Genomic DNA, 18,240 nt, shown 5'->3' on the forward strand with positions numbered 1-18,240 from the left:
ATGGCTGGATGGAAACCCCAACCTTCGCCCTGGCGGCCGATAGCTATGTGAACCACAGCGGCGAGGCCCGCTATCTACCCCGATTGGTCGGAAGGTTCGGCCCCGACCCAGTCGCCTCGATCACGCCGATGGCCGTGCGGCAAGCTGCGCAGCATCTGTACCCAGACGCTTCGCCCGCGACCTGGAACCGGCAGGTGGTCACCCCGGCCCGCGCGGTCCTGTATCATGCCCACGAACTGGGATGGCGCATGCCGGCGCGGGTTCGGCTGTTCTCCGCGCCGACGACGCGCAAGGTGACGCCCGCGAGCCGCCGCTGGCTGGAGACCTTCGTCGACCGCTGCGACGCGGACCGGCTGCCGCACGTCGCGGCTTGCGTCCTCTTCATGAACCTGACCGGCGCGCGGGTGTCAGAGGCGGTCAACCTGCTGGGCCAGAACGTCGATCTGCGTCGTCGCACTGCTCTGCTGGTCAAGACCAAGACCGACTTCAACAGCCTGCGCTACCTACCCGACCACCTTGTCGAGAGAATCCGCGATCTGGCTCCTGGGCCGGGCGATCGCGTATTCCGCTACAGCTCCCGATACTCGGTCAACGAGCGAATCGCGGCGGTTTGCGACCGGGCAGGCTTGCCCCGTAAGGCGTCGCATGCCGTCGGGCGACACGCCTCTGCGACCAATGCCCTGAACGCCGGGGTCGGCGTGCGGGTGGCTATGGACGCGGGCGGCTGGAAGTCGCCGACCATCTTTCTGGGAACCTACGCCCACACGATCGATGCCGGGCGAACCGTCATGGACCGGTTCAACGCCATCCATCACGCCGACCAATTCTGATCCGGCCGTCCTCGGCCTGACCTCGGCGCACACCGTGCGCCAATCCCCCACATCACAGGAGACGACCATGGCTTTTGCCCTTGGCGCGAAGTCGCTTGCCGAACTGAACGGCGTCCACCCCGACCTTGTTCGGGTGGTGAAGCGAGCGATCCAGATCACCGCTCAGGATTTCGGGGTCCACGACGGACTGCGCACCGAGGCCGAGCAGCGGGCCTATGTGAAGGCCGGGGTCTCTCAGACCATGAACTCGATGCACCGGCCGCAAGCCGACGGGTTCGGACACGCGGTGGACCTGGTGCCCTACATCAACGGCAAGCTCCGCTGGGAGTGGCCGGCCATCTATCCGATCGCCGCAGCCGTCTGGCAGGCCGCAAAGGATGAGGGCGTCCCACTTCGCTGGGGCGGTGCCTGGATCGACATGCGCGATATCAAGGGCGGCACTCCCGCGGCGATGAAAGCGGCGGTCGATGCCTACGGCGCTCGCCAGCGAGCGAAGGGGCGCAAAGCCTTTACCGACGGCCCGCACTTCGAGCTGGCTTGATGGACTTTGCCCGTACCCTCAGCCGCGCCGGCTTGCTCGCGGTCGGCCTCGCGATCGTCGCCCTGCTGCTGCTGAGCTATTGGACGATCACCGGCCCGGCTCGGAACGCGGCGAAGAAGGCCGAGGCCGCCGCGACCATCGCAGACGGCCGGACCCAAGGGGCCCAGGACGCCAGCGTCGTCCGGGACGCCAATGACGCCGCCAACGCCTCAACCCTCAACACCGTGAAGGATGCCACCGATGAAGTGCGCCGCACGACTGATCCTGCTGAGCGTGATGCTGTTGCCCGCCGCCGGCTGTGCAACCTCAATCCGGGTGCTTGCCCCCGCTGAAGGATGTTCGACCCTGGTCGCGTCTCGTTGGGGCGATCCGGTGGCTAGCGCCGTGCTGGACAACAGCGGAGACCCGGCCCTCGACTGGCAGGTGTTCGGGATCGCCCAGACGGGCCAGCTGAACATCGCCAACCGGGACAAGGCCGACGCGCTGGAGACGGTGCGCCGGTGCGAGGCCCGCGACGCCGCCGCCGTCCGACAGGTCGAGCGGCCGTGGTACAGCCGCCTCTTGCCCGGCTAGACCATTACGAGGATTCTCGTTGCGACCCCGCGTCGAGCCTCGCGGCTCCGCATTTCAGGCCCGTCCCGGTTCGCCGGAGCGGGCCTTCGTCGTTTCTGGGGCGCCCCGGCTGGCCGAGGCGGACTATAGGCCAGCATTCAGATCGCTGGTATTCGCAAGCCATGGGACGAAGCGAATCGTGGGCTGCCGCCCTCATCGGTATTGGCCTCGGGATTTTCATGGCCGCCGCGGGGGCGCTCTACCCAGGCGAGGGTTGGTGGAGATGGGGCCTGTATGCTGGGGCCGCGATGGTCCTTTTCAGTCTTATCTGGCTCGCCTGCTTGTGGTTCGGGAGATCGAGGGTGACGAAGAAAACTGAGGATGCGCCTCAGGGTCCTGTTGGCTTCAGGCAGGACGGTGGGCGCATCACAAATCACGGCAAGATGACGATCACGGGCCGCCAAACAGCTTTTCATCAAACGGGCGGCACTTTGGACAACAAGGGCACCCTCGATGTCTCTGGCCCGGTCGGGGAACCGGGCTTTCGCATCGATCACATGACGATTGAAGCTGGCCGAGCCGAACCGGCACCGACTGCAGACGAGCCAAAGCCCAGAACGTCCCGTGGTTGGGTGCCAGGGTTTGATATGCCTTGGCTTGGGAAAAAGACTCCTCGGCCTTAGCCTGATCGAAGCGATCTCGTCTCGGGCCCGATCCACTTCCCCATCCGGACGCGCCAACCTGCCGCCTCCAGCTTCTGGCGCTGCTTCTGCGTATGCGCCCACCACTCCGCGCTGTTGACCTTCATCTGGGTCAGTTCGCGGGGCCACATGCTGTTGCAGTCGTTGAAGGTCATGACGCCCGGGCACTCGCGGCACGGGGGATAGGTGTCCGTGAGGTCGTAGTCCTCGCCATGCTTCGCGATCATCGCCTGCAGATCGACCGGCCCGGCGTGGCCGGTCTCGCAGCGCCAGCGGACCTTGCCGCCGTTGGCCGTCAGGTATCCCAAGGTCGAGCCCGACACGGTGCTAAGCCTCGGGCCAGTCCAGGGCCGCCGTGTCGAGCGGCAGGGCAGAGACGCCCAGTCGCTGCGCCTGTATCCGCGCGGCCTGTCGCTCGACCTCTCCCGGGTGCAGCGCCTCGATGTCGCGCAGGATCTGGGCGGCGCGTATGCGGCTTTCTGGTCCGGTGCCCAGCTGGGCCGCATGGCGTGCCACGCGGTCAGCTCGCCTCGCCGGACTGATCGCCGCCGGCGACGTCTTCAGATTGTCGTTCACCCTCATTCCTTTCTTCATCCCATGCCCCACGTCCGGGGCGGGATCGGCGCGCGCCAACGCGTCGATCTGCGGGCAGACCCCCGCACGACTGGACCGATCGGCCGCCCGGCCGGTCGCCGCCCCCGCTCACGCGAGCCGGGGACTCCTACTCGCGCAAAAGGTCTGCCCGCAATGATTAGTTCACGAAATGTTCTCAACGTCACCCATGCGCCTGTGGGCGACTGTGATCCGCCCGCCGCCTGGATCGGCGGCAAGCGCCACCTGGCGAAGCGGATCTGCGCCGCGCTCGCCGCGACGCCGCACACCGCCTACTGCGAGCCGTTCATCGGAATGGGTGGCGTCTTCCTGCGTCGACGTGTCCGGCCGCCGGTCGAGGTCATCAACGACATCTCCGGCGAGGTCGTCACCCTGTTCCGGGTCCTGCAGCGGTTCCCCGACGTGCTGCTGCGCGAGCTGCGGTGGCGGCCGGCGATGCGGGCCGAGTTCGACCGGCTGAAGGAGACGGCCGACCGCGATCTGCTCGACATCGAGCGGGCGGCGCGGTTCCTGTATCTCCAGACCCTGGCGTTCGGCGGAAAGGTCACCGGCCAGAGCTATGGCGTCAGTGCGACAGGGCCCCAGAACTTTGACCTCCGCCGTCTCGAGACACGTATCGAGCGGCTGCACGACCGCCTCGCCGGCGTCGTGATCGAGAACCTCGATTGGCTGGACTTCCTGGCCCGCTACGACCGGCCGGGGACGCTGTTCTATCTGGACCCGCCGTACTGGGGCAGCGAAGGCGACTATGGGGCCGGGCTGTTCATCCGGGGCGATTTCCAGCGCATGGCCGATCGGCTGAGAGCGGGGCAGGGCATGTTTCTGCTGTCGATCAACGACCGGCCCGAGGTGCGCGAGATGTTCGCGTGGGCTGATATTGAGGCGGTGAAGACGACCTATTCGATCGCGGGTGGGGTGCATGTCGACACAAACGTGGGCGAGCTGCTCATCGGGCGGGGCGTGAATCTGGCACCGGCGGCAGCGCAGGAGAGGCTCTTGTGACTATCGGCCCATCCCAAGGCGCGCGACCATGCCCGCCATGGTGGGATCGACGCCGCCATCCTCCTTCACGATTCCATCCGAAGAGTTGCGGAAAAGGGCCGACAGGATGATATGGCGATCCTTTTCGTCGGCCGCCTGATCGCGGGTCAGGGCGAGGTATGTCGTCGTCATCACCTCACGCTCTTCCGCATCTTTTCGCAGGTGATGTTCGCTCAGATAAAGCCGAGTGAGCAGGCGTCCTACCCAAAAGATCAGCCCAGCGAACGTCGCCAGTCCTGCTGAGACGACCACATACACTGGTGTAGCCGGGCCGGGTCCCGGACGCAGCAGAGCGGCACCTACCGCAGCGAAGGCCAAAGATATCCCGACGAGAGCAATCGGGAAGAACACATAGAGGCGGCCCCTTGCAGCGTCTTCCGCTGTTTTATGAGCGCTGGCCTTTTTGGCCCAATAATCAGCGGGGGCCTGCAGGTGCATGAACTCGTTGTAGGCGACAGTCACCGCCTTAATTTCACTGATAGCTGCCTCGTGCCTTGCTCGTTGGGCTCGCCGCCTCTGGCCCCAACGGCGTGTCAACCGTCGTCTCAAATCCATTGTTTCGCGGCGCAAGGCGACCAACTCGGCATCGACTGCAGCCGCCCGATTTGCCTCAGCCGTTTCACCTTCAGAGACCATTTTCCGAGCCGACGCTCGAAAGGCTTTGCGCTCGGCGTCCAATGCCTGGTTGGACTTCTCGCCGGTGAGAGTAGACGGTAGGGACAGACCGAGTGCGCCCTTGAACTGATCCAAGGTTGATAGGTTTGAGGGTGCCATCCAGTTGCGGACGAGCGATAGCGCGGTCGCTGCGCTCTCTCGGCCATGCACTTCGCCGATCAGCTGGATCTGCCGCCCAGCTGAGGACCCAGCAAGATACACTTCGTCCCCGTTGGGCTCGAAATACCCTCGGATCTCATCGATTGCCGTCGTGAGAGGGATGCCTTCATCTCGTCGCCGCTGGACTTGCGCTTCCAACTGGTTGAAGCGTCCCAGAACGCGGTTGATGGAGTTTCCCGGGTCCGATTGCCCCTCGAGCCAAACCCACTTCGCTCGCTCGTCCACAATCCAGCGCAACAGCCCAGCGTATGTCGAGAATGACCGGCTCCCATTATCGGGACCTAGTTCCAGTACCGCAGTCTGCGCCATGATTCCTCCAAGGAGTGATCGGATGGGCTAGGCGCAAATGAGTCAACCTAAGAAGGTTGCGCTTTCGCTCGCCAACGGGAATGCTCGCTTGAGGACGGGGTTTTTGTCGTTTACGCACGTAGCGGTCGAGACTGTTGAATTTGTTTGCTTCGGTGCCTGACTTTTAATCAGAGGGTCCTCGGTTCGAGCCCGAGAGGACGTACCATCGGCGCCCTTGCGTGGTGACGCTTTCGACATCGCCGCTTGCGGCTTGAGCACGCCGGATGACCAGTGCGATGATGGGCAGGGTCGAGAGCCGCGCAGAGGTAGGTATCTGAGTATGGCTTCGCTTCAGCACGGCATTGCGCTGCTCCTGGTGGCCACAGGCCTCGGAAGCTGCTCGGCAGCAAGCCAGGTGCGGGATGGCGTCGGCGCGGCCGTCACGGCCCCGCTGGACGACTTCAACCTTCGACGGGAGTTCATTCCCACGGTCCTGCTGCAGGCCGAGGGCAATCCCTATGACACCCGCAACCTGAACCAGTGCACGACCATCGCGGCCGAAGTGATCCGGCTGAACGACGCCCTGGGGCCCGATACGGACGAGCCGCCGCATGACGACGGCACCCGGCTCAGCGAGCGGGCCCAGGATGCTGCAGCGCGCGCGGCGCTGGATGCGATCCGAAACAGCGTGACCGACTTCATTCCGGGCCGGAACTGGATCCGTCGGCTGTCCGGGGCCGATCAACACAGCCGGAGTGTCCAGTCCGCCATTCAGGCCGGGCGGTCGCGCCGGGCCTATCTGAAGGGACTGGGGATGCAACGGAACTGTGCACCCCCGGCCTCGCCCAGCTGGTATCGGCCGCGCAGCGCGGCCTACGCGCAGTAGGTCCTATTCGCGGTTGCCGAACACGGAAGCCGCGGTCGGTTCGGCCGTGCGGCGTTCGCGTTCCTCGGGCACGAATTCCGGCTCGACCGGCTCGCTGGCGATGGGCTCGAGGGCCGGGCCGCCCTTCTTGGCGTCGTCGCGGTTTTTCTTGTCGGCCGCCTTGGAGATCAGATCGTCGAGCACCAGCTGACCGACGAGGCCCAGAGTCACCGGATCGACCGGCTTGATGTTGGGGCTGTTCCAGTGGGTGCGGTTGCGCACGCTGTCGATCGTCGACTTCGTGGTGCCGAGGAGCTTGGCGATCTGGGCATCCGTGACCTCGGGGTGGTTCTTGACGAACCAGCTGATGGCGTCCGGGCGGTCCTGACGGCGCGAGACCGGGGTGTATTTCGGAGCGGGCTTGTGGGTCTTCAGCAGTTCGGCGTGGCGGCTGACGATCGCCGTCATGCGATAGGTCTCGTTGGCCTGGGCCTTGTCCAGTTCCTCGCGCGTCAGCTGTCCGCCCGTGATCGGATCGACGCCACGGATGTCGCGGGCCACATCACCGTCGGCGATGCCGCGCACTTCCAGCGGATGCAGGCCACAGAAGTCGGCGATCTGCTCGAACGTCAGGGAGGTGTTGTCCACCAGCCAGACGGCGGTCGCCTTGGGCATCAGGATGTCGGTCATGGGCTTGGTCCCGGATAGGCTGCGGCCCAGGCACAGTCGCCGGGCTCTGGATACGACGGCGCCCGGCCTTTCGACCGGGCGCTTGATGTTCGCGATATAGGCCGTTTCGCGCGAAAAGAAAACGACGTCCTGTTGTGGCATACAGCAACGGTTCATCCAGCGTGGGGAACACTGGCATATCGGATGCATTCGGCATCCACCTTGGAGGAGGAAGACCCATGAAGACGATCGCGTTCATCGCCGCCGGTGCCGTTCTGGCGACGGGCGGACTGATGTCGGTTCCGCATTCCGCAGAAGCCCAGTCGCGGGGGGCACCACGCGGTAGCTACGCCGAGACCTGCTCGGGCGCCTATGTGAACCAGGGTCGTCTCTATGCGGACTGCCTCGACACCCGCAGCCGGTCGCGATCCACGTCCATCGAGCTGGCGCCCTGTTCGTCCAGCGACATCGCGAACATGGATGGTCTGCTGTCCTGCGGCGACATTCGCGGTCGCTTCGAGAATAACGGCGGCGGCGGCGGGAACAACGGCGGCGGGTGGAACGGTGGCAACAACGGTGGCGGCTGGAATGGCGGCAACAATGGCGGCAACAATGGCGGCAGCTGGAATGGCGGCAACAACGGCGGAGGCTGGAACGGCGGCAACAACGGCGGCCGCAACAGCATCACGGTCTTCGCCGACCGCGACTATCGCGGTGCCTTCCAGACGTTCCGCGGCGAGCAGTACAATCTGGGCAATACCGACTTCAACGACCAGATCAGTTCGATCCAGGTCAATGGTCCCTGGGAGGTCTGTTCGGATTCCGGCTTCCGCGGCTATTGCCAGATCATCGAAGGCAACATCCGCAATCTGAACAGCAGCGGGTTGAACGACCGGATCTCCTCAATGCGCCCGGTGCGCGGCGGAAACCGCTGGTAGGGTTCAGACAGTCAGGATGATCTTGCCGACGTGCTCGCCCGCCTCAAGCCTGAGGTGGGCGGGTCCGGCCTCATCCAGCGGGAAGGTGGCGTCGATCGGCGGTCGAACCTGTCCCGAGACGACCCAAGGCCAGGCGCGGGCCTCGACGGCGGCCGCGAGACGCGCCTTTTCGTCAGCGGGTCTGCGACGCAGCGTCGACCCCGTCAGGGTCGCCTGTTTCATCATGACCTTGCCGAGCTCGACCTGGGACAGGCCGCCCGTGAGGGTTGCGATCACGACCCAGCGGCCGAAGGGCTTCAGCGCGTCGAGGTTCAGCCCGGCGTAGGCGGCCCCTACCATGTCCAGAATGACGTCGGCGCCGCCCGCATCGGCGATCCCCCTGGCCAGATCTCCGTCCGTGGCATCGAGGCTGACATCGGCCCCCAAGGCGAGTGCGGCCTTGGCCTTGGCGGCTCCCCGTGAGGTGGCGATTACGCGCGCCCCGGCCGCCTTGGCCATCTGGATGGCCATGACCCCGATGCCGGACGTCGCGCCGTGGATCAGCAGGGTCTCGCCGGCGGAGAGCCGGCCGCCCTCGAATACATTGGCGAAGACCGTGAACAGCGTCTCGGGCAAGGCGGCGGCCTGGACGAAGTCCAGATCGTCGGGGAGGGGCAAGGCGTGGCGCGCATCGACCACGGCGTATTCGGCATAGCCTCCGCCACCCAGCAGCGCGCAGACCCGATCGCCGACGCTCCAGCGCGAGACCCCCTCGCCGATCTGGTCGATCTCGCCCGCGACCTCCAGGCCCAGGATGTCTGAGGCTCCGGGGGGCGGCGGATAGGCACCGATCCGCTGCAGCAGATCCGGCCGGTTCACCCCGGCGGCACGCACCCGGATGCGGATTTCGCCCGGGCCCGCCCGGGGATCGGTTCGCTCGCCGATCCGCAGGGCGTCGGCGGGGCCGGAGCCGCCCTCGATCTCGATCACCTTCATGTCGTTGCGTCCCGTCTTGCAATCGTCCGTGTCCGGGCGCTCAAATGGGGCGATTTCAGGCGATGGCCAAGGAGGCGACGGTGAGTTTCGAAGATCTCGACCCCCGGCCGCAACGCGGGGCGATGCTGACGGCGCTGGGTCGGGAGGACCTCGACCTCTATTCCGTCCAGGAACTGAACGAGCGGATCGAGGCCCTGACGGGCGAGATCGACCGCGCCAAGGCGGCCATCGCCGGCAAGAACGCCAAGAAGTCGGCCGCCGACGCCCTGTTCAACTTCGGATCCTGATGTCGTTTCGTCTGCGCCCGATCCGTGGCATGGCCGTTGCAGGCGAGCCGGGTGCGGTGCCGATACGGCCCGACGAAACAGCGGACGCCGGTCGTTTTCATGAGTATGGTTGAGTTGATGGCGAGCGACGAGCAACAGTCGGCGGTGCGGTCCCGGTCGGGCGAGGTGCGCGATTTCGCGCGCTCCGAACTGTTCGAGCGCACCTTTCAGGAAGGCATGGATCTGGTCGAGGAGACCGCCGCCTATCTGGATGGAGACGGGCGACGCGAATCCAAGCTGCTGTCCCGGTCGGCCGCCCTGGCCTACGCCGGCGAGAGCATGAAGCTGACCACCCGCCTGATGCAGATCGCCTCCTGGCTTCTGGTTCAGAGGGCTGTGCGCGAGGACGACATGACGCCCGAGGCGGCGTGCGACGCGCGCTATCGCCTGAACGAGCGCAAGGTCGAGACCGACCCCACGCACCCCGAAATCCCGATCGCCCTGGTCGAATATCTGGTCCGGGCCGAGAAACTGCACGACCGCGTGCTGTATCTCGATCGCCGGATGTATCTGGATACCCCCGCCGAGTCCGATACCAACCCGGTGCTGAGCCAGATGGGGATGCTGGAAGCCGCGTTCCGGGTCTGACCTCCGAAGCCTGATGGGCGCTTTCGGCAGACCCACGCCGTGGGTCCGCCGAAAGCGATCACGCTCTACGGCCCGACGTCATTGGCCACGCGGGCCCCGTCATCGACGACGGTCGGCAGGCTGACGGCGATGCCGAGGGCCTCGGCCAGAACCTGGTCGCGACGATAGATGTCCTCACGGAAGGCCACGCGTCCCTGACCGTCCACGAATGCAGTCCAGTACAGCAGGCGCACGCTGATCTCGCGGCCCGTCTGGATGCGCTTGGTCTCGCGCGTCTGCTGGGCCGTGTCGAACTGTGACAGCAGGGTGGGATCGGGCGACAGCAGGATGCGCGCGAATTCGACGGCGTTCTGGACGCGCACGCAGCCGTGCGAGCGCTGGCGGGTCGACAGGTTGAAGGCCGCCTTGGACGGGGTGTCGTGCAGGAAGATGGCGTAGCTGTCGCGCAGCTCGAACTTGACGTAGCCGAGCGCGGCCGTCGGGCCGGCGCGCTGGATGACCGTGCCGTTCTGAACGTACATGTTCTGGCTGGCCAGATAGGCGGGGCCGCGCGGCAGTATCTCGCGCCGGGCGATGCCGGCGGGCACATACCAGGGCGGGTTGGCGACGACCGAAGCGAAGGGTTTTTCCAGGCTGGGGGTCTGGGTCGCCGGGGCACCGCACACCACGCGGTTGGAGTGAACGGGCCGCCCATCCTTCCAGTAGACCATGATGGCAGCGGCCGTGTTGACCTCGATCCGCTCGGGCGACAGCTCGCGCTTCAGCCAGCGACGACGTTCCAGGTTCAGGGCGATCTGACGGGCCCGATCCTCGGCCGAAGCGCCCAGCGAACTCTGGGTTCCCGCGCCGATGCGGCCGTCGGGGGCCAGGCCGTGACGGGCCTGGAAGCTGCGGACGGCGGTCTCCAGTTCGGGGCCATAGACCAGTCCCTGGGCGGTCAGACGCGCGCCGTCCGCCTCCGACATGTCGCCTTCGGCCACCAAGCGCGTGATGATGATGGGCACGCGCGTGTCGCTGCTGCCCGGTTCGATCGACGCACCCGCGCGGAACCGCGGCCAGCCACCGTTGCGGATGATCCGCCGATAGCGGACGTAGCCGGCCGACAGGTTGCTGTAGCCGATGTCGGTGGGGGCCAGGCCTTCGAACCATTCGACGACCTTGTTCTGCACCATGGCGTCGTTCAGCCCGCCGGGCAGGTCGACGACGTTCTTCTGCATCTCCCACAGCTCTTCGACCGACTCCGGGCGCACCCGGCCGTTGGCCAGAACCTTGGCATAGCCCATGGCGGCACCCGTGGTGCGGACGTCGGCGCTGTCCGGATCGGCGGCCAGGCCGACGAAGTCGAAGAAGTCCGACCGGGCCAGACCGTGGCGCTCGGCGCGGTTGGAGGCATCGTTCAGCTTGCGCAGCCGGTCGGCGTTCCACACCGGACGCCAGCCGTTGAGCTCGTAGAACGCCCGCACGTCGGCCTGCACGCCCTGCGGCAGCCGCCCGATCTGGTCGTTGTAGGCGGCATAATAGGGGCTGTTGACCGCATTGGCCTGGGCGAGTTGTGCCGGGACGGTCTGGGCCGAGGCTGCGCCGGCTACCGCCGCTGCGGCCACGCCGAGGGTCAATTCACGTCGATTCATAAGTCGTGTCGCTCTGTGTTCGACGCCGCGTTGAACCCGGCGTCCACGCCCCGGTGTCGAACGGCAACATGTTATCGACGTTCCGCCCAAACAAAAAGCGCCGGTCGAGAAACCGGCGCTCTTCGTGTCGTAGGGGTCGCAGTCGGACCTACTTCTTGATGAAGCCGCCGAACTTGTTGTTGAAGCGCGAAACGCGGCCGCCGCGGTCCAGCATCTGCTGGTTGCCGCCGGTCCAGGCCGGGTGCGTGGAAGGATCGATGTCCAGGTTCAGCGTATCGCCCTCTTTGCCGTAGGTCGACCGGGTCTGGTAGGTCGAGCCGTCCGTCAGGGTGACGGTGATGAAGTGGTAGTCGGGGTGCGTATCCGCTTTCATGGTCGTCTTCCGGTGTCCTGAACGCGTTGACGATGCCGACCGTCGGTGCGTGAAAATGACAAATCCCGCCAGAACGCCCGGCGGGAATGAGCGGCGGCGTTTACACCGGGGGGGCTTTGGGGGCAAGAGGCGCGCACCATGACAGACAGTGCCGCGCCGATCCGTGATTCCATGACAGGACAGGCGGAGGCGGCGGGGCGTCCAGGCGCGGGTGCGCTTCTGGTCGAACAGATGGGCGAGGCGGGCGGCCGACGGGCCAAGGGCCGCAATATCCGGCCGCTGTTGCGCCTTTGGCCGTATCTGATCCGGCACCGCCTGAATGCCCTGTTCGCCATGTTCTGGCTGCTGGGATCGACGGCCGCGTCCCTGGCCCTGACGGGAACGGCGCGCGGCGCGATCGACCACGGCTTCGAGAACGGGGGCCAGGACATCAATCGCTGGTTCCTGATCCTGGGGCTGAACGCCGTCCTTCTGGGCGTCGCCACGGCCGTCCGCTATTTCTACGTGACCAAGACGGGCGAGCGGGTGGTCGCGGACCTTCGCAAGGCCCTGTTCGACCGCATCCTGACGCTGGATCCCTCCTTCTTCGCCAAAATGCGCACGGGCGAAGTCCTCAGCCGCCTGACCACCGACATCGCTCTGGTGGAGACCCTGCTGACGACCTCGGTGTCGTTCGCCCTGCGCAACTTCCTGACCCTGCTCGGCGGCGTCGCACTGCTGTTCATCGTCAGCCCCAAGCTGACCGGCCTCGTGCTTCTGACCGCGCCGATCCTGATCGCGCCGATCTTCATCTTCGGGCGCAGCGTCCGCAAACTGACCGTGCGGTCGCAGGACCGTTTCGCCAACGCCGTCGGGTTTGCCGGCGAAAGCGTGGATGCCATCGAGACGGTGCAGGCGTTCGGTCGCGTCCGGAGCGCGATCGACCGGTTCGGGGGTGTGGTCGAGGAGGCGTTCGGCGTCTCTCTCGTCCGCATGAAGGCGCGGGCGTGGATGACGGCGGTCATCATCGTGGTGGTCTTCGGCGGCGTGACCTTCGTGCTGTGGCTGGGTGCCCAGGACGTGGCCCGGGGCGTCATGACGCCGGGGGCACTGTTGCAGTTTGTGTTACTATCGGTCTTCACCGCCGGAGCCGTTGGCGCGCTCGGCGAAAGCTGGGGCGACGTCCAGAAGGCCTCGGGGGCCATGGAGCGGATCGACGAACTGATGCGCGCTATGCCATCGATCGCCGCGCCGGCCCATCCGGTGGCCCTTCCGAGCCCGGCCGAGGGCCGGGTCGCCATGGCGGGCGTGCGCTTCGCCTATCCGGGACGCCCCGACCTGCCGGCCCTGAAGGGCTTCGACCTGACGGTGCGGCCGGGCGAGACCGTGGCCCTGGTCGGCCCATCGGGTGCCGGCAAGTCGACGGTCTTCCGCCTGCTGCTTCGCTTCTACGATCCTCAGGAGGGCGCGGTCAGCGTCGATGGCGTCGACGTCCGCAACGCCGATCCGGTCGCGGTGCGGGACCGTTTCGCCTGGGTGTCGCAGGAGGCACCCCTTTTCTCCGGCTCGGCGCTGGAGAACATCCGGTTCGGACGCGAGGCGGCCACCGAGGCCGAGGTCCGCCACGCCGCCGAGGAGGCCCAGGCCCTGGGCTTCATCGAGGCCCTGCCCGAAGGCTTCGGTACGGCGCTGGGCGAGCGCGGCAAGAGCCTGTCGGGCGGTCAGCGCCAGCGTCTGGCCATCGCCCGGGCCCTGGTCCGCGACGCGCCCATCCTGCTGCTGGACGAGGCGACCAGCGCGCTCGACGCCGAGAACGAACGCCTGGTCCAGGCGGCGCTGGATCAGGCGATGGAGACCCGGACCACCCTGGTCATCGCCCACCGGCTGGCAACGGTGCTGCGCGCCGACCGGATCGTGGTGATGGAGGACGGGGCCGTCGTCGAGACCGGCACCCACCACGAACTGGTGGCCAAGGGCGGTCTGTATGCCGGGCTGGCGGAGCTGCAGTTTCGCGAGGGGTGAACCGTTCGGGCGCGGAGCGGTTTCGGTTCCATGCTCTCCACCCTCCTTCTGGTCGCTGTCCTGTCCCAGTCCTCGCCGGATGCGACGGACCTCACGCCCGCCTTCGGCAACACCCTGGTGTCGACCTACCCGGATGGGCGCACCGCACGGACATGGCTTCTGCCGGACGGCCGGTATGAAGGGCAGGGCCGGCGGGGCGGACGCAGCAGCGGCCGGTGGAGCGTCCGGGACGGCCAGGTCTGTTTCGGACAGCGTCGACCGATTCCCGTGCCGAGGTCGTTCTGCACACCGATCGTCAGGGGAGGGGTGGGCACCCGCTGGACGGCGCGGGCCGTGACCGGTGAGACAATCCAGGTCCGGCTGGTCGCCGGTCGCTAGGATCTGGCCGCGACCGCCACATCCGGGAAGTCGCTGAATACTGCGTCGACGCCGAGACCGTAGAAGCGGCGGATCCAGCCGGACAAGTCGCCGCGATAGTCACTCGGCACGAAGACGTCTTCGGCGCGGAAGGTCCAGACGACGACCTTGAGGCCCGCCTTGTGCGCCGCTGCGATGAATGGGGTCGGCGCGGACGATGCGCCCGCTGCGGTGCGCGGGATGACGAGGCCGGTCTCCACCGCCGCCCAGTCCGCGTAGGTCGCCAGTTCGGTCAGACCCTCTGGCGTGACCATTCCGGCATAGGTTTGGCCAGGCAGATCGGCGGGGCCCCCGGACAGCGACATCAACTGGGCCAACGGGGCCTCGATCAGACGGTCGAGCGCGCGCAGGGTTGTGACCTCGAAACACTGGATGATGATGGGGCTGTCGGCGGTCGTCAGCCCGTTCGTGCGCAGGATCTCGACGAAGGGCGCAACCATCGGAAGGTCGATTTCCGCGAAATAGGTCGGGTGCTTCAGCTCCGGCGCGACACCGATCACCCGGCCGGTCCGGGCCGAGCCTGCCCGGGCGATGTCGATGACCTCCTGAAACGTCAGGATCGTTTCATCAGCGAAAGCGGCGTTGCCCGGGCGGAGCGTCGGAAGGCGTTCGCGGGCGCGCAGGGTCCGCAACTCCGCCAGGGTGAAATCTTCGGTGAACCAGCCGGTGGTCGCGACCCCGTCGATGGTTCGGGTGGTGCGCCGGTCCGCGAATTCCGGATGGTCGGCGACGTTCGTCGTGCCGGAAATCTCGTTCTCGTGCCGGACGATCAGCGCCCCGTCCCGCGACATCACCAGATCCGGTTCGATGAAATCGGCACCCTGGTCGATGGCCAGCGCATACGCCGCGCGGGTGTGCTCGGGCCGCTCGCCCGAAGCCCCGCGATGGGCGATCACCAGCGGGTGAGGCGGAGCCGGGGCGGCGGCGGGAAAAGCGGTGACCATCACGGCCGCGAGGATGAACCTGATCATACGTCAAGGGTAGGGGAGGCCCGTGACGCCGCGGTGAAACCTAGCCGCGCAGCACCTTGCTCAGCTGCGGGTGCAGTTCCGGGTTTGACGCCAGGATCGACGCGCCGGTCTTGGGGTCGCCGTCCGGGTCGATGGTGGTGACGATCCCGCCCGCCTCGGTGACGAACAGGATCCCTGCCGCCACGTCCCAGGGCTTCAGGTTGCGCTCGTAGTAGGCGTCGTAGCGACCGCAGGCGACCCAGGCGAAATCGAGCGCGGCCGAGCCGAGGCGACGGATGCCGGCGACGCGCTGGCCGATCGCGTGAATGTCCTTGATCGACTGGGCGTGGCCCGACTTGCCGATGAAGGGCAGGCCGGTGGCGATCAGGCTTTCGGACAGGTCACGTCGTCCGGCGACCCGGATGCGGGTGTCGTTCAGGTAGCAGCCCTTGCCCTTCTCGGCCCAGAACAGCTCGTTCATGATCGGATTGTAGGTGACGCCGGCGACGATCTCGGACGAGCCGTCGGGCGCATAGCGCTGCAGCCCCACCGTGATGGCGAAATGCGGCATGGCGTGCATGAAGTTGGTCGTGCCGTCGATCGGGTCGACGATCCAGGTGTGGGACTTGTCCGTCCCCTCGATCATGCCGCGCTCCTCGCCCAGGAAGCCGTAGCCGGGGCGGGCCTTCATCAGCAGTTCGTAGAGGGTGTCCTCGGCCTTGATGTCGGCGGCGGTGACGAAGTCGCCGGGGCCTTTCCGGGAGACCTGCAGATGGGCCACCTCGCCGAAGTCGCGCAGCATGGGTCGGGCGGTCTTGCGGACCGCGTCGATGATGACGGAAACGAGGGCAGAGGCGAGCGCCATGGGGATCTCCTGGTCCGAAGGTCCTTGGAAGGCACCCAATCTGGCTAGAGGGGCCCGGACAGTCGGAGAAGGTCATGGAGGCGCAGGATTGCGCCTCCGGTCTCTGGGTCAGTCTCGCCTATTCGGCGCGACGAACGTATTCGCCGGTCGTGGTGTCGACGACGATGCGCTCGCCCACGCCCATATAGGGCGGGATCATGATGCGGACACCATTGTTGGCCTTTGCGGGCTTGTAGGACGACGAGGCCGTCTGGCCCTTCACGGTCGGCTCCGTCTCCACGACTTCGAGCGTGACCTGTTCCGGCAGGGTCAGACCGATAGGACGGTCCTCGTGCATTTCGATGACGACCTTCATGCCGTCCTGCAGATAGGCGACCCGGTCTTCGCCGACCCAGTCCTTCTGAAGTTCGGTCTGCTCGTAGGTGGCGTCGTCCATGAACACCAGCGCGTCGCCCTGCTCGTACAGGTAGGAGAACTCCTTCTGCTCGAGGGTCACGCGTTCGACCTTGTCTTCCGAGCGGAAGCGTTCGTTCAGCTTGTTGCCGGTCTCGAGGTTCTTGGCCTCGACGTTGGCGAAGGCGCCGCCCTTGCCGGGCTTGACGTGGCTGGCCTTGGTGACGACCCAGAGGCCCTTGTTGTGTTCGAGCACCATGCCGGGCTTGATGGTGTTGCCGTTGATTTTCGCCATTGGGATCACTGTCTGGAGGGGCGCTGCCGGTCCCGTGACGGGCGCGCGAAATCGGGCGCGATCCCTAGAGGAAGCCGCTCGCGAGGGCAAGCCGAGGGCAAGGCCGGGCTGCCATGGCTTCCGAAGGGGGACTGCGCCTGATGCGCCTCAGTGAACGGTCGGCTGACGGACCTCGGCCGCCTTGCGGTCCAGCAGGTTGCCGAAGCGGACCCCCGACCCGGTCGGCGACGCCAGCTTCCCGGCCCCGGGATCCAGCTTGCGGGCTTCGTGCGCGAAGGCGGCCGCCAGACCGGCGGAGGTCATGGCCGCTGCGATCTGCATGCCACGGCTCGCGGGTCGCATCGCGATCCAGATGGCATTGATCGCCTGGGCTCCGGCCCACAGGATCATGGCGCTGGTCCGTTCCGGACGGGCCGGCGCGTTCCAGACCCGCACGGCCGACAGGGTGGTCGCCGAAAACACGGCCGGCAGCACGAGGCTGAACGCACCGCGAGGCCGCTCGGTTGTGGGGGCGGCACCTTCGCGCGCCTGGGCCACGGTGCGCCGACGCGGGCTGATGGAGCCCGTTGCCAGCGCCGTTGCGAGCAGGGCGAACCCGACGGTGACGGCGACGCCGAGCGCCACATGACCGGGGCTGCGCTCACCGGCGTTGAGAAATTCGACGGCGGCTTCGCGCACGTCGTCCAGGGTTTCGTCGATGTCGGTCATGGCCACGCTCCTTCAGCAGGAAGCGGAATGGCCGGGCGACGGCCGGGTTCCGCCTCAGAGGGTCTCGTCGTCGGGGCGGATCATGTCGGCGGGATCGGCGTCGTAGTCCAGCAGGTCCGCGGGCCGGCAGCCCAGCACGGCGCACATCCGGGCCAGGGTCGAGAACCGGATCCCCTTCACCTTGCCGGATCGAAACAGCGAAAGCTGGGTCTCGCTGAGTCCGATCTCGGCCGCGAGATCGCGGGCCTTCAGGCCGCGGGCCACGATCAGACGATCCAGGGTGACGCGCACCGGCATCAGATCATCTCGTCCAGCTCGGCCTGGATGTCGGCGGCCCGGTCCATCACCCGGCCCAGAAGGAACAGGGCACCCCCGATCATGCCCAGCGTCATGCCCGCCACGTCGAAATAGGCGAAGCTGCCCTGACTGCCGCCGATCAGACGCGAGATATTGGTGATGCCGAAGACGCTGAGCAGGCCTCCCAGCCCCAGGGCGATCCCGACTTGGCGCAGCGCCCGGGCCAGCGTCGGCTGGATCAGACGGCCTTTCGACACCTTCCCCATGGCCGATCCGATGGCCCAGACGGCGTAGAGATAAAACAGCGTCGGCGTGGCCCAGATCGCTTTTTCCACGAGGTCGATCAGGCCGACGTCCGCCGGTGAAGCCGCACGCGACAGCGTCACGGCCGGCGCGACGACGAACATCAGGACCATGATGGCGGAAACGCTGCAGACCATGAACACGGCCAGCCAGCGGAACTGTCCGCACAGGCGTCGAAAGCGGGCGAGATCGTCGGTGGGCATGCGGGCGACTTCCTGTCTGATCTTTAATCTTGACTTAAACGCCG

Annotated in this window: 24 protein-coding genes; 11 read left to right on the forward strand and 13 right to left on the reverse strand. The window is 66.7% G+C overall.

Annotated features, from left to right (window positions below; genetic code table 11):
* The first annotated feature begins 8 nt into the window (after positions 1-8).
* The 4 genes from BRESU_RS06915 (at position 9) to BRESU_RS06930 (ending at position 1,944) form a co-directional block, all read left to right on the forward strand.
* Entirely contained in the window at positions 9-830 is an 822-nt protein-coding gene (locus BRESU_RS06915) for a tyrosine-type recombinase/integrase (RefSeq protein ID WP_013268816.1), read from the forward strand.
* Positions 831-897: 67 nt separating this feature from the next.
* Positions 898-1,371, forward strand: coding sequence for a M15 family metallopeptidase (locus tag BRESU_RS06920; protein WP_013268817.1), 474 nt, complete (start codon positions 898-900; stop codon positions 1,369-1,371).
* Positions 1,371-1,703 (forward strand): hypothetical protein, encoded by a 333-nt coding sequence (locus BRESU_RS06925; protein ID WP_013268818.1) that lies wholly within the window; start codon positions 1,371-1,373, stop codon positions 1,701-1,703. Before BRESU_RS06920 ends, BRESU_RS06925 begins: the two co-directional genes overlap by 1 nt.
* 40 nt (positions 1,704-1,743) lie before the next feature.
* The gene (locus tag BRESU_RS06930) at positions 1,744-1,944 is read left to right on the forward strand and encodes a hypothetical protein (protein ID WP_156796125.1); all 201 of its coding nucleotides are present in this window, start codon (positions 1,744-1,746) and stop codon (positions 1,942-1,944) included.
* A 658-nt stretch (positions 1,945-2,602) separates the two neighbouring features.
* On the opposite strand, the gene BRESU_RS06935 is transcribed toward BRESU_RS06930, so the two are convergent.
* Together BRESU_RS06935 and BRESU_RS06940 are read right to left on the reverse strand one after the other, a co-directional pair.
* A complete protein-coding gene (locus tag BRESU_RS06935) occupies positions 2,603-2,947 on the reverse strand; it encodes a hypothetical protein (protein ID WP_013268821.1) in 345 nt (114 codons plus the stop codon).
* 4 nt (positions 2,948-2,951) lie between these two features.
* Positions 2,952-3,206, reverse strand: a complete 255-nt coding sequence (locus tag BRESU_RS06940; protein WP_013268822.1) for a hypothetical protein — start codon at positions 3,204-3,206, stop codon at positions 2,952-2,954.
* A 165-nt stretch (positions 3,207-3,371) separates the two neighbouring features.
* Between BRESU_RS06940 and BRESU_RS06945 the strand changes: the two genes are divergently transcribed.
* Complete coding sequence (locus BRESU_RS06945) at positions 3,372-4,238, forward strand: DNA adenine methylase (RefSeq protein WP_013268823.1); 867 nt, start codon at positions 3,372-3,374, stop codon at positions 4,236-4,238.
* Here the strand turns inward: BRESU_RS06945 and BRESU_RS17360 are convergent, their stop codons facing one another.
* Entirely contained in the window at positions 4,239-5,420 is a 1,182-nt protein-coding gene (locus BRESU_RS17360; RefSeq protein WP_013268824.1) for a DUF6161 domain-containing protein, read from the reverse strand.
* Between the two features lie 319 nt (positions 5,421-5,739).
* Here BRESU_RS17360 and BRESU_RS06950 point away from each other — a divergent pair, with 319 nt between their 5' ends.
* On the forward strand, positions 5,740-6,285 hold the full coding sequence (locus BRESU_RS06950; RefSeq protein WP_013268825.1) for a hypothetical protein: 546 nt from the start codon (positions 5,740-5,742) through the stop codon (positions 6,283-6,285).
* A gap of 3 nt (positions 6,286-6,288) precedes the next feature.
* Here BRESU_RS06950 and BRESU_RS06955 read toward each other — a convergent pair whose 3' ends face one another.
* Entirely contained in the window at positions 6,289-6,954 is a 666-nt protein-coding gene (locus BRESU_RS06955; RefSeq protein WP_013268826.1) for a DUF1013 domain-containing protein, read from the reverse strand.
* Between the two features lie 218 nt (positions 6,955-7,172).
* Between BRESU_RS06955 and BRESU_RS06960 the strand changes: the two genes are divergently transcribed.
* Positions 7,173-7,871, forward strand: a complete 699-nt coding sequence (locus BRESU_RS06960; protein WP_013268827.1) for a beta/gamma crystallin-related protein — start codon at positions 7,173-7,175, stop codon at positions 7,869-7,871.
* A 3-nt stretch (positions 7,872-7,874) separates the two neighbouring features.
* Here the strand turns inward: BRESU_RS06960 and BRESU_RS06965 are convergent, their stop codons facing one another.
* Positions 7,875-8,846 carry an NAD(P)H-quinone oxidoreductase gene (locus BRESU_RS06965; RefSeq protein ID WP_013268828.1) on the reverse strand — a complete coding sequence of 324 codons (972 nt, stop codon included), beginning with the start codon at positions 8,844-8,846 and terminating at the stop codon, positions 7,875-7,877.
* A gap of 80 nt (positions 8,847-8,926) precedes the next feature.
* On the opposite strand from BRESU_RS06965, the gene BRESU_RS06970 reads away from it, so the two are divergent.
* Together BRESU_RS06970 and rcdA are read left to right on the forward strand one after the other, a co-directional pair.
* On the forward strand, positions 8,927-9,133 hold the full coding sequence (locus BRESU_RS06970) for a DUF1192 domain-containing protein (protein ID WP_342611026.1): 207 nt from the start codon (positions 8,927-8,929) through the stop codon (positions 9,131-9,133).
* 99 nt (positions 9,134-9,232) lie between these two features.
* On the forward strand, positions 9,233-9,760 hold the full coding sequence (gene rcdA / locus BRESU_RS06975; RefSeq protein ID WP_013268830.1) for a protease adaptor protein RcdA: 528 nt from the start codon (positions 9,233-9,235) through the stop codon (positions 9,758-9,760).
* Positions 9,761-9,825: 65 nt separating this feature from the next.
* On the opposite strand, the gene BRESU_RS06980 is transcribed toward rcdA, so the two are convergent.
* Positions 9,826-11,391, reverse strand: coding sequence for a L,D-transpeptidase family protein (locus BRESU_RS06980; protein WP_013268831.1), 1,566 nt, complete (start codon positions 11,389-11,391; stop codon positions 9,826-9,828).
* Positions 11,392-11,539: 148 nt separating this feature from the next.
* Positions 11,540-11,764 carry a 50S ribosomal protein L31 gene (rpmE, locus tag BRESU_RS06985; RefSeq protein WP_013268832.1) on the reverse strand — a complete coding sequence of 75 codons (225 nt, stop codon included), beginning with the start codon at positions 11,762-11,764 and terminating at the stop codon, positions 11,540-11,542.
* 138 nt (positions 11,765-11,902) lie between these two features.
* On the opposite strand from rpmE, the gene BRESU_RS06990 reads away from it, so the two are divergent.
* On the forward strand, positions 11,903-13,765 hold the full coding sequence (locus BRESU_RS06990) for an ABC transporter transmembrane domain-containing protein (RefSeq protein ID WP_013268833.1): 1,863 nt from the start codon (positions 11,903-11,905) through the stop codon (positions 13,763-13,765).
* Between the two features lie 30 nt (positions 13,766-13,795).
* Positions 13,796-14,143, forward strand: coding sequence for a hypothetical protein (locus BRESU_RS06995; protein ID WP_013268834.1), 348 nt, complete (start codon positions 13,796-13,798; stop codon positions 14,141-14,143).
* Here the strand turns inward: BRESU_RS06995 and BRESU_RS07000 are convergent.
* The 6 genes from BRESU_RS07000 to BRESU_RS07025 all read right to left on the reverse strand — a co-directional run bounded on the left by BRESU_RS07000 (position 14,140) and on the right by BRESU_RS07025 (position 18,196).
* Positions 14,140-15,153, reverse strand: a complete 1,014-nt coding sequence (locus tag BRESU_RS07000; RefSeq protein WP_013268835.1) for a glycerophosphodiester phosphodiesterase — start codon at positions 15,151-15,153, stop codon at positions 14,140-14,142. The two genes, BRESU_RS06995 and BRESU_RS07000, sit on opposite strands and share 4 nt — an antisense overlap.
* Before the next feature lie 40 nt (positions 15,154-15,193).
* Positions 15,194-15,997, reverse strand: a complete 804-nt coding sequence (locus tag BRESU_RS07005) for an inositol monophosphatase family protein (RefSeq protein WP_013268836.1) — start codon at positions 15,995-15,997, stop codon at positions 15,194-15,196.
* Between the two features lie 118 nt (positions 15,998-16,115).
* Positions 16,116-16,685, reverse strand: coding sequence for an elongation factor P (gene efp / locus BRESU_RS07010; RefSeq protein WP_013268837.1), 570 nt, complete (start codon positions 16,683-16,685; stop codon positions 16,116-16,118).
* A 147-nt stretch (positions 16,686-16,832) separates the two neighbouring features.
* Complete coding sequence (locus BRESU_RS07015; protein WP_013268838.1) at positions 16,833-17,393, reverse strand: tryptophan-rich sensory protein; 561 nt, start codon at positions 17,391-17,393, stop codon at positions 16,833-16,835.
* A 54-nt stretch (positions 17,394-17,447) separates the two neighbouring features.
* The gene (locus tag BRESU_RS07020; protein WP_013268839.1) at positions 17,448-17,690 is read right to left on the reverse strand and encodes a helix-turn-helix domain-containing protein; all 243 of its coding nucleotides are present in this window, start codon (positions 17,688-17,690) and stop codon (positions 17,448-17,450) included.
* Entirely contained in the window at positions 17,690-18,196 is a 507-nt protein-coding gene (locus BRESU_RS07025) for a DUF2975 domain-containing protein (protein ID WP_013268840.1), read from the reverse strand. The genes BRESU_RS07020 and BRESU_RS07025 overlap by 1 nt, the downstream gene beginning before the upstream one ends.
* Positions 18,197-18,240: the final 44 nt, after the last annotated feature.

Source organism: Brevundimonas subvibrioides ATCC 15264, from assembly GCF_000144605.1.
Classification (GTDB): domain Bacteria; phylum Pseudomonadota; class Alphaproteobacteria; order Caulobacterales; family Caulobacteraceae; genus Brevundimonas; species Brevundimonas subvibrioides.